The sequence below is a fragment of the Nostoc sp. CALU 1950 genome, from assembly GCF_051172895.1.
Lineage (GTDB): Bacteria > Cyanobacteriota > Cyanobacteriia > Cyanobacteriales > Nostocaceae > Nostoc > Nostoc edaphicum_A.
In genome coordinates this window covers 17,142-33,051 of sequence record NZ_JBDNJQ010000059.1, presented here as the reverse complement: position 1 = coordinate 33,051, position 15,910 = coordinate 17,142, and the positions used below count along the sequence as shown (strand labels likewise).

Annotated in this window: 15 protein-coding genes and 4 pseudogenes; 2 read left to right on the top strand and 17 right to left on the bottom strand. The window is 49.2% G+C overall.

Translation table 11 applies throughout. The features are described from left to right. Positions 1–9: 9 nt before the first annotated feature. From ABF638_RS17420 to ABF638_RS17380, 9 genes and pseudogenes are all read right to left on the bottom strand, one after another. Positions 10–888 (bottom strand): NmrA family NAD(P)-binding protein, encoded by an 879-nt coding sequence (locus tag ABF638_RS17420; protein ID WP_435024150.1) that lies wholly within the window; start codon positions 886–888, stop codon positions 10–12. A 915-nt stretch (positions 889–1,803) separates the two neighbouring features. Continuing rightward, positions 1,804–2,541 (bottom strand): SDR family oxidoreductase, encoded by a 738-nt coding sequence (locus ABF638_RS17415; RefSeq protein ID WP_435024148.1) that lies wholly within the window; start codon positions 2,539–2,541, stop codon positions 1,804–1,806. Positions 2,542–2,574: 33 nt separating this feature from the next. Next, a complete protein-coding gene (locus ABF638_RS17410) occupies positions 2,575–3,339 on the bottom strand; it encodes an SDR family NAD(P)-dependent oxidoreductase (RefSeq protein WP_435024146.1) in 765 nt (254 codons plus the stop codon). A 60-nt stretch (positions 3,340–3,399) separates the two neighbouring features. Then, entirely contained in the window at positions 3,400–4,056 is a 657-nt protein-coding gene (locus ABF638_RS17405; RefSeq protein WP_435024144.1) for a nuclear transport factor 2 family protein, read from the bottom strand. Between the two features lie 290 nt (positions 4,057–4,346). Then, the gene (locus tag ABF638_RS17400) at positions 4,347–5,318 is read right to left on the bottom strand and encodes an AraC family transcriptional regulator N-terminal domain-containing protein (protein WP_435024143.1); all 972 of its coding nucleotides are present in this window, start codon (positions 5,316–5,318) and stop codon (positions 4,347–4,349) included. A 179-nt stretch (positions 5,319–5,497) separates the two neighbouring features. Then, positions 5,498–5,772, bottom strand: a pseudogene (locus tag ABF638_RS17395) (nuclear transport factor 2 family protein); the annotation flags it as partial. A 115-nt stretch (positions 5,773–5,887) separates the two neighbouring features. Then, positions 5,888–6,184, bottom strand: a pseudogene (locus tag ABF638_RS17390) (alcohol dehydrogenase catalytic domain-containing protein); the annotation flags it as partial. A 107-nt stretch (positions 6,185–6,291) separates the two neighbouring features. Beyond that, positions 6,292–6,692: pseudogene (locus ABF638_RS17385) on the bottom strand (RidA family protein). Between the two features lie 130 nt (positions 6,693–6,822). Next, positions 6,823–7,185, bottom strand: coding sequence for a hypothetical protein (locus ABF638_RS17380; protein ID WP_435024141.1), 363 nt, complete (start codon positions 7,183–7,185; stop codon positions 6,823–6,825). A 17-nt stretch (positions 7,186–7,202) separates the two neighbouring features. Here ABF638_RS17380 and ABF638_RS17375 point away from each other — a divergent pair, with 17 nt between their 5' ends. Continuing rightward, on the top strand, positions 7,203–7,391 hold the full coding sequence (locus tag ABF638_RS17375; protein ID WP_435024139.1) for a hypothetical protein: 189 nt from the start codon (positions 7,203–7,205) through the stop codon (positions 7,389–7,391). Positions 7,392–7,494: 103 nt separating this feature from the next. After that, positions 7,495–7,836, top strand: coding sequence for a hypothetical protein (locus ABF638_RS17370; protein WP_435024137.1), 342 nt, complete (start codon positions 7,495–7,497; stop codon positions 7,834–7,836). Between the two features lie 81 nt (positions 7,837–7,917). Here ABF638_RS17370 and ABF638_RS17365 read toward each other — a convergent pair whose 3' ends face one another. The 8 genes and pseudogenes from ABF638_RS17365 to ABF638_RS17330 form a co-directional block, all read right to left on the bottom strand. Next, positions 7,918–8,058, bottom strand: coding sequence for a CPBP family glutamic-type intramembrane protease (locus tag ABF638_RS17365; RefSeq protein WP_435024170.1), 141 nt, complete (start codon positions 8,056–8,058; stop codon positions 7,918–7,920). A 22-nt stretch (positions 8,059–8,080) separates the two neighbouring features. Then, on the bottom strand, positions 8,081–9,067 hold the full coding sequence (locus tag ABF638_RS17360) for an aldo/keto reductase (protein WP_435024136.1): 987 nt from the start codon (positions 9,065–9,067) through the stop codon (positions 8,081–8,083). Between the two features lie 49 nt (positions 9,068–9,116). Further along, positions 9,117–9,413 (bottom strand): annotated as a pseudogene (locus tag ABF638_RS17355) (kelch repeat-containing protein); the annotation flags it as partial. 314 nt (positions 9,414–9,727) lie between these two features. Next, positions 9,728–10,141, bottom strand: a complete 414-nt coding sequence (locus ABF638_RS17350) for a nuclear transport factor 2 family protein (protein WP_435024135.1) — start codon at positions 10,139–10,141, stop codon at positions 9,728–9,730. Between the two features lie 304 nt (positions 10,142–10,445). Continuing rightward, on the bottom strand, positions 10,446–11,003 hold the full coding sequence (locus ABF638_RS17345) for a DsbA family protein (RefSeq protein ID WP_435024133.1): 558 nt from the start codon (positions 11,001–11,003) through the stop codon (positions 10,446–10,448). Positions 11,004–11,224: 221 nt separating this feature from the next. Further along, positions 11,225–11,848, bottom strand: coding sequence for a response regulator (locus tag ABF638_RS17340; RefSeq protein WP_029634594.1), 624 nt, complete (start codon positions 11,846–11,848; stop codon positions 11,225–11,227). Then, a complete protein-coding gene (locus tag ABF638_RS17335) occupies positions 11,845–14,538 on the bottom strand; it encodes a PAS domain S-box protein (protein WP_435024168.1) in 2,694 nt (897 codons plus the stop codon). Before ABF638_RS17335 ends, ABF638_RS17340 begins: the two co-directional genes overlap by 4 nt. Positions 14,539–14,930: 392 nt before the next feature. Further along, a complete protein-coding gene (locus tag ABF638_RS17330; RefSeq protein WP_435024132.1) occupies positions 14,931–15,893 on the bottom strand; it encodes a hypothetical protein in 963 nt (320 codons plus the stop codon). Positions 15,894–15,910: the final 17 nt, after the last annotated feature.

Below are 15,910 nucleotides of genomic sequence, written 5' to 3'. Positions count from 1 at the left end.
ATTTTTGATTTAAGTTTGTTCTGCGATCATTTTGCCAATGGCATCTGCAATCATCGTTTGCCCCTTGATTGTTTGAAGGTGGCTGCCACCTTCAAAAACAATGTGACCCGAATTAAAGCCGCGCATCATCTCGCTGTAACTGTTGACGGCTTCAGGCGAGAATCCAAATCTGGAAATCGTTGCCTGCCAATCGCTTTCGGGGACAGCGACTGCCCGTACGTCGCGTCCGAGAGCAGCGGCAAAAGCGGCGGCAACATCGTTCGGCGAATAATCTGCTGCACCGTGCAGTTCAATGATGCGCTGACCCGTCCAATCTTCGGTCATCGCTTGGGCAACGGTACGTCCTATATCTGCGGCGCAAACCATCGGAATCTTGTGCTCAAGCGGCGTGTAGAAGCTCGACAAAATGCCTTGCTCAGCGGCAATCTTCGCCACGCTGCTCCAATTTTCCATAAACGCCGACGCCCGCAAAAAAGCGACGGGAATTTTCAATTTGCCGAAAATTGTCTCCAAAATGTGCGTCGTCAAAATGTTTCCCGTGCCTGAAGCGTGTTGCGAGCCGATCGAAGACAGCAACACGACTTTCTGCACGCCGGAATTTTTGATGGCGGCAACGTAACGCTCACCGATGCCTCTCGCCACGGCGAACATATCGGCGACGTTGTATGCAGGCGGATTCATCGCGTAAACAGCGTCCGCGTTCCGCATCGCGTTGGTCATCGTTTCTGAATCGCTGATGTCCGCAAAAACAACGTCTGCGCCTTTCGCCCGCCAAGCGGCGGCGGTTTTGTCCGAGCGCAAAACGACGCGCACCGACTGATTTTTTTCAAGCAAAGCGTCAGCAACCGCAGACCCCGTCTGTCCAGTCGCACCGAAAACTACATACACAAGATTTTCCTCGTGACTCTATATTTATCTGCGTCAATAGACTGTCTCATTCCACCTCTCGCGTTCGGCAAAAGGTGAAACAGGGTCATTTCGATCAGTGTCACTATACCCAAAAGATTTCAGGGTCTGGAAGCATAACCGAGTATTTCAATGTCTGAAACTATTATTGCTGCGTTACTGGATTGTCAGTAAGTCCTAACATTGGAAGGATAACTTGTCTTTTGACTCAAAATGGAAGCATAAAGCTATCCGCGAGTCCCAAAATGGAAGTATCCTTTAAACCTAATAAAAACGTTGGTTCAACACTAGTTCTATTTTTTACATCCTCGCTGGGCTTAAGTTTGGGGCTTAGAACCATAATTTGTCCTTTTGGCGATTGGAAGCATAAGCCGTCCTTTTCTGCCAAGTTATCGTTCCAGTGACACTGCCTTCTGCCCTCTGCCTTCTGCCTTAAAGCGCGTAACCTTTCATCATCACCAAAAGTTGCCAAGAACCGATAAAGTGGCCGGAATTAAAGGATAAAATGGTTCTTGGCAACTTTTGGTGATCTTGGTTGGGGTAAGGCAGAAGGCAGACGGCAGAGGGCAGAAGGAAGAGGAAGGAAAAATTCCCACAATTGAAGCATAGCAAGGATTATAGAACATCTGCATCACTTGAAAGCCGTAAGCGATCGCCCCTTGAAGTCACAAATCCCACGCCCGGATAAGAAAACGTTTTAAACCCTTCTGCCCTCTGCCTCCTGCCTTCTGCCTTAAAGCGCGTAACCTTTCATCATCACCAAAATCTGACAAGAACCGATAAAATGGCCGCTTTTAAATCCTGAAATGCTTATTTTTGCGTTGCCCTATTTTCACGATTTTGTGGTTTGAAGACTTGAATAAGTCAGTGATGAGATGGAGTGATGTCGTCCGATATTTACATCATCGTCTGGCGGATTGGGCGGACAATCACTTCATTAACATCAACATCGTCCGGCTGGGACACAGCGTACAAAACGGCTCTGGCGATCGCCTCTGAGGGAAGTGCAGTTTTGCGAAATTCTTTTAACAAGCCTTTGGATGACTCATCGGTAATATCAGAACCCAGTTCAGTTTCAACGACACCCGGAGATATGGTGGTGACGCGAATATTTTGGGATTCCTGCCGCAGTCCTTCAGAAATTGCCCAAACCGCATACTTGGTTGCACAGTAAACTGCCGCAGTGGGTACTACTACATGGGCACCAATGGACGCAGTATTGATGATTTGCCCGCCACCTTGCGCTTCCATAATCGGTAGCCCCGCCGCGATACCATTTAATACGCCCCGGATATTCACATTAATCATGTTGTCCCATTCCTCGACTTTCAGGGCATTCATCAGCGATAGGGGCATCACGCCTGCATTGTTAAAAATGACATCGACGCGACCAAATTTGTCTTTGGCAAACTCAACAAATGCGTTCACATCTTCGCGAGCGGTGACATCGACCGCTTTGAATTCTGCTGTACCACCGGATGCGTGAATTTCCTTGACTAGCTTCTCTAGCTTGTCTGTCCGCCGTGCCCCCAAAACGACTTTTGCGCCATTTTGGGCGAGCAGCTTTGCGGTGGCTTCACCAATACCACTACTAGCTCCGGTGATAGCAATCACTTTGTTTTCTACATTCAACATGATAGTTCTCCTGACTGTTGAGGTGGATTGGAATTAAATAGACTGACCACCAGAGACTTCGATTCTCTGGGCATTCACCCAGCGATTGTCTTCGGAGAGCAATGCTGTGATCGCTCCGCCGATATCATCGGGAAGACCCACACGACCTAACGCGGTTTGCGAAGCGAGGAAGTTGTTGATTTCTGGATTGTCACGGACTGCACCGCCCGCAAAATCGGTTTCGATCGCGCCCGGAGCCACAACATTAACGGCAATCTGTCTGTGTCCCAGTTCTTTTGCCATATATCGAGTTAGCACCTCGATCGCGCCTTTCATGCTGGCATAGGCTGAGTAGCCCGGCAGCGTAAAACGAGCAAGACCCGACGAAAGATTCACAATCCGTCCGCCGTCCTTGAGCAGGGGCAACAGCTTTTGGGTGAGAAAGAAAACGCCTTTGAATTGGATGTTCATCAATTGATCGAAATCGTCCTCCGTGGTTTCGGCAAACGGCTTATGGATACCAATTCCTGCATTGTTTACCAGAAAATCAAACTGCTCGGTCTGCCATTTCTCTTGAAGTGTCTGTTTGACCTGTGCCGCAAATTCATCAAAGGGTTTTGTACTGGAAGCGTCCAATTGAAGGGCAGCGGCTTTACCACCGATTTCTGCAATCTCAGAGACAACGCGACTTGCCTCTGCCTCGCTGCTGCGATAGGTCACGATCACATCGACTCCTTTTTTGGCAAGCGCCAAAGCAGTATTTTTGCCCAGTCCTCGGCTTGCTCCTGTTACCAATGCGATCTTCGTGTTGTTTGTCATGGTTATTCTCCTTGTTGAGGTTGCGGAAGTCGCTTTAGCTCAGCGACATGGCGACCAGCCCTAGTTTCTCGGTGAAACTCTTGTCCACAGGTCATTGAACTCTTGCATATCCAGAAAGGCGATCGCTTCAATTGCTTTGCCGTTCTGCATTCTGAAATACCAGGTGTAGGTATTCCGATAAGGTCTGCCGTCTCCAGCGGTCGCCTCTCCATCCCACAAGGCAATGACCATATCGCCATCTGCCCAGATGCCGCGTACGGTTGGCACGATTGGGGTCGATAATCGGGCACTGGTTGGGTTAATGACTTGATCGAGTAACGCTTGCTTGCGATAGGTTCCCGCAGTTGCGCCAGTGCCCGTAATCGTCCAGCTCGCTTCTGGGGCGAGCAGGTCAAAGAAGTTGCCAGTTCCGTTGCGCCAACCGTCAAAAGACTGCCGGACGATTTCCTTGTTGCGCTGTTCGATCACCTGAGTCTCGGCGTCTGCTTGATTGGACTGAGTTACCTGAGCCAAATCTACGAGCGCTGGAAACTGATCGAGGGCAGGCTGCTTATTCAATGCGGTTGAGTCATGACTTGGCTCAACCGCAGTCCCATTCGACTGAAAACCTGCCTCATCCGTGCGCGCTTGCGTCATCGCCGGAATAGCCAGCAGCCCAATCAGCCCTGTGCCACTGATCGTCACTGCCAATGTTTTGAGCATTGATTGTGTTTTCATACAAGACCTTCTTTGTCTCAATATGGTTTGATACTGGTTTGCGCTCTGAGCCACAAAACTATAGTGCAGATATGTCATTTTCGACTGTCCAAACTGATCGTATGCAGCCTAACGGCTGCGAAGTCTGCGGCTCGATCGATAACACCTAATTGCAGGAGCAAGATACGATCGCCGAACCCCAGTTAAAGACTGTTGTACTCGAATAGTTTCATCCTATAAGCAAGAATCAGGAGTTTGAATACACAAACCTTGCAGATGGTTGCCTGATCCTCTCAAAAGATGCACGGCATTCAGGATACCCGGAGCCGTTCCATATCTCGAATGGGCGGTGCACCAAACATGCGGGAATATTCGCGGCTGAATTGCGACGTACTCTCATACCCAACCCGATAAGCCGCTTGAGTGGCATCGATCACCTCGGCAAGCATCATCTGTCGGGCTGTTAACAGTCGCAATTGCTTCTGATATTGCAGTGGACTCATGGAGGTGACTGCCTTGAAGTGACGATGGAATGATGCAGCCGACATATTCGCCTGTTCAGCGAGTTCCTCAACCCGCAGCGGCTTTGTAAAATCAGCTTTAATCTGTTGGATCACTTCAGCAATACGCTGCATACTACTGCCAGCGGTCGCAATCTGACGCACCGCTTCACCTTGTTGATCGGTAAGCAAACGGTAATAGATTTCGCGAATCATCAACGGTGCTAGAAACGGAATATCCTCTGGTGTATCCAACAGCTTTGCTAACCGGATGACGCAGTCGATCAAGGGTGGAGCGGCATCGCTGACACACCAACCTTTGACTGGGCTTTCTTTCTGACTGATGCCCAGATTCGTTTGAGCAATAATCTCACAGAGTTGCATCGGGTCTAGCTTCAGCTTCAAGCCGAGATAGGGCTGATCAGGGGTCGCTTCTACCATACAGGCACTCAGCGGCATATCCACCGAAAGAACCAGATACTGAGCAATTCCGTACTGAAACGTTTCCTCATTCAGCGATACTTTTTTTTGCCCCTGCACCACAATCGCGAATAGGGGTTCGCTAACTTCCTGGATGGTGATGCAAGGATTGCTTTGTCGCACAAAGACTAAAGGATCGATCGCGGTTGGATGATAACCCTCTCCCCTGGCATCAGTATGCTGATCGGCTAATGCCGCCAGCTCTGCACATTTGGCGACTGCCACGGACTGTTGCGCTGACAAAGTCTCTTTACCAGAGGAAATGCTGATCGTGTTTCTGTGATTGAGTGTCTTGATTGTCATGCGTGATTCCTGACGAATGCCACGTTTCTCTATGATAAGAAGGTTTTCCCGATTCACATCTTGCTGGAGTCATGTTTCACCTGATAAACTACCCACCCATCTTAAACACAACCTTTGTTTGAGAGGATTAGGCAATGGAGACGTGGCAGAAGATAGCGGAAGATGTCGATGCCTGCTCAGTCCGGCTCACCCGACCAGACCTGGTGGCAGTGCAACACCACGTAGTCGCCCTCGGCGATCACCCGCATGAACTGTACCTGCTTGCCGGGGTACTCGCGCGCCATCTGCTCAAAGTACGCGATGAACCCGTCCTTGCCGTCGGACACATGCGAGTTGTGCTGGGTGTACGTAGCCCCAAGTACCACTGCACGGCCTCGCGGGGCTGGCACTGGTTGAACATCAGGTCGTAGAACGCCGTGACGGTTCTCTTGTTCTGCTCTAGTCGGTCATTCATCAACATCCCCCTTGTGATGCTTTGCTGGACAAAATCAAACTCCAATCCGTTTAGCAATTATTAACGCTGTGAAGCTAGTCTAATTTTCTGTAAATTTCAGTACAATTTTGCCCCGTGTTCCTCCCTGCTCTAGACGTTGGTGTGCCAGAACGACCTGATCCCAAGAGAAATCGGTCACGGCTTCGCCAATTGCCTCAATCACCCCTGAAACATCGACTCCAAGGATGGCGGGTAATCGAACCAGTTCCTTGTAATCACCACGACGAGTTTGGTAATCGACCGGGTTAATCGAGGTTGCACAAACTCTGACTAACACCTGATTCACCTTCGGTGTTGGTTTGGGAACAGTTTGAATCTCAAACTTCTCAGCATCACCAAGCGCAGTTAATACGGCTGCTTTCATAGATTCCATCTGTGTCAACTTCCCTTGATTCAGAATAAACAGTGACGGGATTTCGATACCATTCAGCGGAGGTAACTCCCTAACTTCGCAATAGCCCGTTGCCGCTTGTGCAAAACTCACGGAACAATTGCAGTAACGCGAATTTCAATTCGCATCGTTGGAAGTCCAAGAGCCGCAACTCCTATCTCTGTCCAAATGGGGGCATGGTTGGGCATGTAATGACGAAATAGCTTGACCATCACATCGTTAACCTCTGGGGGAAACCCGCCAACATGGTAAGAGTTGATGTGGACAACATGCTCCCAACCCGCACCAGCAGTCGCCAGGGTTCGCTCTACGTTCCGAAACGCCTGAGCAATCTCGTCCGCAAGCAATTCGGGAATTTGCAGATTGTCATCCACCCCGCCTTGACCTGATGTCTCCACTCGATCGCCAATTTTTACCGCTTGTGGTAATGCAATTCATTCAGCAGGTATTCCCCATAACCGGGAGTGACAAAAAACTTGGGCTTATTCATGGTGTTCCTTGGTTCAGTAAGTTTGACTCTATTTCGCGTTGCTGAGACAGCTTGCCAACTCGCCGCCGAAGGGTCCCCGTTCAGTAATCCGAGGTGCAAAATCTTTGTACTGAATCATTTGATTTACCACCTAAAACTGTAGAGTTGACTTAGAGTCTTCGTAGATAGTCGCTCCCGCACTGCGGAGTTCATCCAGAAACCATTTGGTATCTGAGAGTAGTTCCGGTAGGTAAAGTCCAGGGCGGGCAGGAGAACGGTCGTTCAGTCCCAACACCGACGAGAGGGAAAGAGCAACGCTGATACCCGTGAGTGAGGCTGCGCCATGTTTGAACTCCAGCATCGATCGCGATCGCTTCGTTCGACCATCGGCTTCGCCCTCAATCTCGACGACGATCTCGGCGGCCGCCCCACCGCCCCGACGGCGGCTGGATGATTCATCGGTTACCAAGTCGAAGCGTACATCCGATGCTCCGGTGGCAACCTGGAGGCTCACGATATCGAACGTGGAAAATGCGGTGGCATCGAGCGAGCGATCGTCGATTGATTCGACCTTGCCCTTTGCTGCGTCGCCGGACAGCCATACGCGCCGCCCACCCTCGAATACCAGTGCGGCTGGAGCAGCCCCGTGTACCCGCTCCATGTCTTCGAGCGACGCGGGCCCGGCTGGATCTTTCTCATCAAGGATTGCCCCAAGCCTAATGGATTGGATGCTCTCAAAGCCTTTGGCACTATTCAGTGCCAGAAACGTGGCCGCACCCGCCAACCAGTGACTGGCAAGCACCACGGGTGCAGCAGTCGCACGATGCGCGAACATCGCCAACTCAGGTCCGATTTCGGTGAGGGCAGCGTTGATGTTCAGGTAAGGGATGCCCAAGTCCTGCGCGTAGCTCAGTCCTTTGAGTCCGGCTTCGGGAGCCAACATGACCACAGCAGCTACTGTGAAATCATCACCGAGACCCAAGCGGGGCTTATCGAGATCGATGGCAACAGCTTCGGCAGCGCCTACCTCCTGGGCGACTTCACCTGCCGATTGCAGGTTCCGTCCTCCGACGAGCACTCGAACGCTGGGGTGCCTCTCGCGGAACCACCTGACGGCAGTGCGCCCCACCAAGCCCGATCCTCCGGCAAAAAGTACCTGTCCTAAAGCCACCTTATTTTCAAGTATCATCCTGTTTCTCCTGTTTCAATCAATATTGACCTTCTGCCCAAACTCCGATCCGTTCTATCAGCCCGCGCCGATAAGCACCATCGTCGGGATTGTAGGCAAGTTGAAAACGACATGAACGATAACAGCAGTCCAGACCGATCCGCTGCGGTGGAAGATATCGGCGGTGGCGAGACCCGCGACTACGGCTGCGGGAAAGATGATTGTTCATTTCTAAATGCGTTTACTGATTCACACTGCTCATATGTCCAGGTGCATAACGTTCTCCAACAGCAATTCCTTTTGGTGCAACTACTTCGATACGCTGTAGGTTTTCTGGTGTAAGGGTAATATCTGCTCCGGCTGCATTCTCTCCTAAGTATTTGCGACGTTTCGTGCCTGGGATCGGTACAATATCTTTACCCTGAGCTAAGAGCCAAGCCAGAGCAAGCTGACTGGGCGTGACGCTTTTTTCAGCCGCAATAGCCTTCACTTGCTCGACCAATTGCAGATTATTGTAAAAATTTTCACCCTGAAAGCGGGGAGATTGGCTGCGAAAATCGTTTGGATCTAAATCTTCTGGTTTGGTAATTGCACCAGAGAGGAAGCCGCGCCCTAGCGGACTGTAGGCAACAAAGCCGATCCCCAATTCGCGCACTGTGGGAAGAATTTCATCCTCTGGATCGCGGCTCCATAGCGAGTATTCTGTTTGCAATGCGCTGATCGGATGAACTGCTTGCGCTCGTCGAATTGTAGCTGGAGCTGCTTCTGACATCCCAAGATAGCGAACCTTGCCTTGCTGTACCAGTTCTGCCATTGCTCCGATTGTTTCTTCGATCGGTATAGTCGGATCAACCCGATGTTGATAGTAGAGATCAATTGTGTCAATTCCCAAGCGCTGCAAAGAGGCATCACAAGCAGAGCGCACGTAGTCAGGTTTACCACTCACGCCTAGAAATTGCCCATCTGATGTGCGAACATTACCAAACTTGGTCGCAACAATCACTTGATCGCGGCGATCGCGGATTGCCTTGCCAACGAGCTGCTCATTTGTGAATGGCCCATACATATCTGCGGTGTCAAAGAAGTTGATACCTAGATCAATGGCATGATGAATGGTAGCGATTGCTTCTTGATCATCAGTGCTGCCATAGAACTCAGACATGCCCATGCAGCCCAACCCCATCTCTGAAACCATTAGTCCTTGATTGCCTAGCTTTCGCATCTGCATGATTACTTCTCCTGTGTTCTCTTAACTTTCGAGATTTAGTGCATAGCACTCACCTGGTGGGCAACACTAGCACTTCGTGGCTCGCTGTAGCAGCATTTCCGCCTGTTCTGGTTCCACCACCAAACACAAAGATTCGGTTGCCAACGGCTGACGCTCCCAATCCATGTCGTGGAGTTGGTAAGGGTAGTAATGCTTTCCAAACGTCGGTTTTCGGGTCGTATACCCAACTTTCTGCGAACACTCTCTGCTCTGGAACCCACTGTTCGCCGCCAAAAACGTAAAGCTTGCCGTTGAGCGAGGTTGCAGTCAGACCACCTTGAGCTTGAGGCATAGGCTCGCGCGTCTCCCGTTGAAGATGAAATATGCCGAATTTGAATTAAGCGTAACCGCCGTTAGCGCGAAGAACTTGAGCATTAACCCAGCCCCCGTCCGTTCCTGCCAGGAATGAAACCTAAGTGATAAGTTTTTGCACGTATCTCAGATCAATACCAAATGGCACTAAGTTAATCGCAAAGCCCTGATATAACAAGATTTTGAGTGTGGGGAATGTGGGGGGTAAGACTTCTTCCCCGTCCTCCCACACCCTGCCCTGACGGGGTTTCAGCTTTTCTTAGTGCCATTCGTGATTGTTCCTTGTAGGTGATTAAAGCTGATTGGCAGTTAGACTCCTTTTAGGATGTCTGCCTGTACAACTTGGGCAAGCTGCTCCATATACAACCGCGCCCATGCGATCGTGTTTTCTCTCAGTCCCACAACGACAACGCCTCGCATATCGAGTTCTGTGCCGTTGGTATGGTTGCCTTGCCAGTGCCACTCCGACCAACCCAACTCATCCGCGATCGTATGGGTGATTAATTTTGCCTGGATGTCAGGAACTTGAGCGAAGAGAGCAGTCCAGTTCTTTCGCACCTGTGCTGCACCGATGAGGTTTCGTTCTGGATGAACGGGATGTTCACCCACGAAGTCAAGAGCAAAGCAGTTCACGAATGCATCAATGTCATGGGCATTGATTGCCGCTTCCATCTTGAGCAAAACTGAGGAAGCGTTTTGAATAGAAGTAGTTTTTGTGTTCATGTTGTTATCTCCATTGTGCTTAGAGGTAGTACTCGTCCAAGCCTTTGCGCTGTCTTTGGCAACCAAAAAACTTTATTGACTGACGAGATCACCGACGACCCTTGTGGTGGCTCTGGGAAACGGGTTCGGAGTTCAAAAAAGTAGGCAAAAGCTAGTACAGCACGGCGTAAATAAACCACTCATTCCAAATCAAAGAAACGCTTACACTGTATTCATTTTTAATTTTTAATTCCGCCTTGCGGTACTAGCTATCTAATTTCGATAGCTTACCAGCACTAACAAACAAGTTAGATATGAATAGAGCTTAGTGACTGGCAGCAACAATGGTTCCCATCAACTCTGTCATTCTCCAGCGTCCGATATATTGGATGTTATTGATAAATAGGGCTGGAGCCGCCGTTATTCCACTCTGCAATCCACTTTCGATATCCTCATTGATGCGATCAATATGCACTTGTTTAGACAACTCTTTGAGAAATTGAGGGATATCAAGCCCTAAATCATTGGCGTACTCTACAAGATAACCATTTTCTAACTTCTGTTGATGGGCAAACAAAGTGTCGTGCATTGACCAAAACTGTCCCTGAGCGGCGGCGGCAACGGCTGCTTGGGCTGCCCGTTGAGCTTGGGGATGAATCTGTGCTTGCGGAAAATGACGGAAGATAAAGCATAAATCATCTTCTCCAAAAGAAGCACTAAGTTCTCCTTTGAGCACTTTAATCAGCTTGTAAACATCCGCACTTTTAGAGCATTGATAGTCTCCATACATCACCAGCACGACCTTAGCACTCAGCACACCTCGCATCCAATCCTGGGTTGAAGGGGTTACAAGTAAGGAACTGTGGCTACGATCGTCGTTCATTTTTATACATTTGCATCAAGCATGGAACCTGGCAATTTACTTACGCAATCAATGGATTGCGTAACTGTTTGCATAAATTCAATATAGGCGATCGCCTTCAAGCTGTCGTCTATAGCAAGTTAAAATTTTTACAGTATAAATTGATAGATCAACCATGCCATCGTGGAGTAGAAGGCTGGTTCTAACTCAAGTTAGAATCCCAATTCTATCGAAAGTACATCCTATAAATTAACAATGCCACGTTTAACGGCAACAATTACAGCTTGGGTGCGATCGCTCACATCCAATTTATTCAAAATCCGGTTGACATGAGATTTGACAGTGCCTTCACCGATACTCAAAGCAGCTGCAATATCGGCATTGCTCATTCCCTGCGCCAGTGAACCGAGTACTTCTAGTTCTCGTTCACTCAGTTCAGGATTGCTGAGGCGCTGTACCAACTTTGCTCCCACATCAGGCGGAATATACTTCTGACCCCGATGAACGGTACGAATAGCATTCAGAAGCTCGTCAGGTTCAGTTTCTTTCAACAGATATCCTTTTGCGCCTGCCTGCAATCCCCGATAAATATCTTCGTCACTATCATACGTGGTCAGTACAATAATCCGAGCAGATTTAGCAGTAGCACAAATTGCACCGATAGCGGCAACTCCTTCCACTTCAGGCATTCGCAGATCCATGAGTGTGACATCCGGTTGGTGTTCCCCAAATAGAGCGATCGCTTGTTCCCCATTTTCGGCTTGGGCAATCACCTGCATATCTGGGTCACGGTTAATAATGGTGGCTAATCCTTGCCGAAAAATAGCATGATCGTCTGCAATGAGAACCCGAATGGCTTGGCTCATTGTGATGCCTCCCGATAGACGGTAACAATCATCTCTGTTCCTTCTCCAGGTTGACTCCTAATCGTGAGTTGTGCACCGATGCGCTCTGCCCGTTCGCTCATGCCTAGTAAGCCAAAACCCTCAGAGGCTGGAATACTCCCAACTCCAAAGCCCTGTCCATTGTCTCTCACGCGCAAGCAAAACTGATCGCGATCGTATCCTAGCTTCACTCGAATTTCGTCAGCATTGGCGTGTCTAATCGCATTGATTAATGCTTCCTGCCCAATCCGCAGTAGGTTACTCTCGACTTCAGTCGGCAGAGAATATACTGCACCCTCAATCTCATAATATAAAGTGGTATCCATTGCGGCAGTTCTGAGTTGAGCGACGAGACGATGTAGAGCGCTCTGTAGACTGCCTTCCTCCAAAAGCTGAGGACGGAGCGCTACTACCGATCGCCGCGCTTCAGTCAGTCCAGTTCGCGCCAATTCTTTGATCAGGTCTAGGTGTGCCTGCGTTGCTTCTACATCATCCGTTAGCACCTGTTTTGCCGCTCCCACCTGAGCCAGAATGCCCGTAAACGCCTGAGCGAGTGTGTCGTGAATTTCACGCGCCATGCGGTTGCGTTCTTCCAAAATTGAGGCTGCTTCTGCTTGCTTTTGCAGCGTAATATCTCGCGCTATCCAAATTACCTGCTCGTGCCGAATCGGTGCAATGCGCGCTGAAAACCAAGTTTCTCGTCCATCTATCTGTAGGCTGTACTCAACGGTAAGCACTTGTTGGATTCTCAGCACCTGCTGAATATAACCCATAAATTTATCGGCTTGTTCTTCTTCAAAAATCTGATGCAGTGTTTTACCAACCTTCTCCTCAACTGAACTATACAACTGCCTCGGATTCCCTGCGACTGTTTCGATCACTCGCCCTTGGGCAGTAACAACACATAGCGGATCGGGAATGGCTGAAAAGAGCGCCCGTAGCTCTGCTTCAGAGGCTTGCAATGCTACTTCTACCTGTTTGCGATCGCTAATATCTGCAATCACCCCTTCGATGTAGTCATCGGCTGCATTCAGATAGAAAGAGAAAAGCCCCCAAAACACTGCCCCATCTCGTTTTCGCATCTGTGCTTCATAGCTTCGCACTTCCCCATTCCGCTTCAGCAACTCAATGGCGTGTTGGCGATCGCTGGGATCTGCATAATAGTCTGTGGCGTGTTCAAGCCCAATGATCTCCTCTGGTGAATCAAAGCCAAACAGATTGGCATGGCGTTGATTGGCATCGAGAAGTAATCCATCCGAGAGGCGGGTTCGGAAGATGCCGACCTGCGAGTTTTCAAAGATATTGCGGAACTTGGTTTCACTGCGTTGTAATGCCTCTTCTGCTTGTCTGCGCTGGGTGGTGTCATTACCAACCGATAAGATTTCAACGACATCTCCCTGTTCATTAAAGATGGCTTGATTCGACCAAGCAACCCAAACTCGCCGACCGTCTCGACACAGGTTTTCACCCTCGCCTTTCGGGTACGATTGAGGATTACGAAGTAAATCATGGACAAAGGGTCTCACATCGCGTCCAGAAAGTTCGGCTTCTGGAATGATGGTTTCAAATACGGTTCGCCCTAAAATCTCATGTTCTTCATAGCCCAGGAGTTTTACCCCATAATCGTTGATGTAGTGAATCCGTCCTTGCGGGTCATAGCGAATGATGACTGAATTCGCGGTTTGTAGCAGGTTGCGATAATTCGCTTCACTTTGTCTCAATGCGGCTTCGGTTTGTTGACGTTCCGCGATCTCCTGCTGCAAGGCTTGAGTTCGCTCTTCTACTTTTCGTTCCAGTGTTTCGGAATAATCCGATAACCGTTCATACAACCGAGCATTCTCCAGTGAAATTGCTGCCTGAGCCATCAACAGTTTAAGGACTTGCAAGCGATCGCTAGTAAACACTCCGGTACTGAGATTGTTCTCCAGATAAAGTATGCCAATCAGCTGATTTTGCTTGAGAATGGGCATACACAGGAGCGATCGCGTTTGTTGGTTTTGAATATACCGATCAGTCAAAAAAGACGGTTCGCTGATTGCATCATCAAACACCAGAGTTTCAGATGTGCGTTCTACTGATTGGATGACGGAGACAGGAATTGTTGCACAGCCAGCAACAGCGATCTTTTCTAGGTTACACTGTCTACTCCCACTGCACTGAGCCACAACAGTGAGCCGATCATCTTCCAGGAGAACCAGAGCGCCAGTTTCGGCTCCTGCATTTTCTATCACCACCTGCATCAACGTTGCAGTTAATTGATCGAGATGGATCATTTCTGAGATAGCTTGAGCCGCTTTCATCGCCGCAGCCAAATCGATCGCCGCAGTCGGATGACGGATCGTTTCATCGGTCACAATTGAATGTGATTGCCGAACTAGGTTGGTGTTGAGGAGTTGTGGATAGCGTTTTTCTAAATCTTTAACTTTAGCGGTTGCGCCCCAGCGATCATAGCAATAGTGCGCCTCTTTAATGTAAGTTTGAGCAATTTTTGACCGCCCTCGCGCCAGATAATGTTTAGCCGCTAATTCATACGCGAGTGCTTCTTCCTGGATAAACTCATTTTCAGCAGCCCCCGCGATGGCTCGCTCGTAAAACTCTTCAGCCTCAAAAAATTGCCCTAAGACTCGCGCTTTTTCTGCCTCGACTAGATGAAATTTATGTAGATATTTCATGGGAGCGTGTTCTGCCCATTTCTGCATCTTTTCTTGGTTGATGTTAACACAATTGAGCCAAGCTACTTTTTGGGAGTTTGAAGCATCGAGCGGTAGGCTCAAAAGCGCCACAGAGGATATTGGCTGCATGGATTCTGCCCAGAATGTCCCAAATAGCGATCCCAAGACCAAGAAAAGTGGATAAAGGCATGGGGCAGAATATATCTGGACGCGCTGTATGAATAATGTAGAGGGGGTTCTACAGCACTCAACTAAACAACTGGCATAGCTGGATGTCAAGAAGCGGGAAGTTTTATCTTTTCCCTCGTACAACTTCTTCATTGTCCCGTTGTGTTGCTAACTCCATTGAAACTGCAACCCAAAGCCATTGGATGCCAAATTGCCAAAATTGTTCAGGGTATTCTCCCATACTCCAACTCCAGAAGCTTCAACAATTTCTCTTCCACAGCAGTAAGATAAGGTCGATTTACCTTCCCCAACGACTGCAACAGATTTTTAACTGTCTCCTCCAGCCCACTCGAATACACCCGAGATATGCGATCGCATATCTCCTGAACCTGCCGACATTCGGCAGGCAGGTAGTTGAAGGACTTCAGGTGCTGTAATCCAACCGTGTACTCGCTATCCCACATTTTCACAGTGCAGCTAAAATCATTCACTTGGCTTACGATACCCCAGCAGCCACCCTTGCCCCTGAGTTCGGGGTTGTCTTTGGTCATGATTTGGCAGACTTCGCCAATCTGATAGCTGTTGGGTACTTGGGTGCGTTCCATTATCTGCTGCACCACGTCCTTCACAATCCTACCACTTGGGACTTTACCACCAGCAAGTTCTACTGCTCTTAGCCACACTTCTTGCTGTTCCTGGGGTTCCAGTTTAGTCATGGGCCGAACTTGTCCTTCGCTGGTAGGCAAGATTTGTAGCTGATCGGAGCGGACTGTAGCAGGATCATCTTCAGTTTGATTTTGTGTCCAATTTGGACACATTTTGATCAAATTATCTACAACTCCAGCAGCTTCAATTAATCTGTAAGGATGACGACGCTCAAACCCAAACCTGTCCTTGCAATACTCTTCAAAGGTTGAATGCGTCGAACGGTACAGCCGACGATCGCGCAATTCTGCCAGTGCCTTACCCGCCTCAAAAAACGCTCTCTCTACACGCCGCTCTAGATGGAGGCGATCCCGTTGTTCCGTTTCGGACAACTCCTCTACTTCAACAGCGCTAACTGTAATTGTTGCTGTAGCTGGGTTTTCTTCTTGGGAGATATCTTCAAGGTCGTGATCATCTGGCGGTGTGCTATCCCTGGATGTGGCAGAGGTGGCTTTTTTGCGCTTAGAGGATGGTTTAGTCATAATTCCACCTCTTGAAC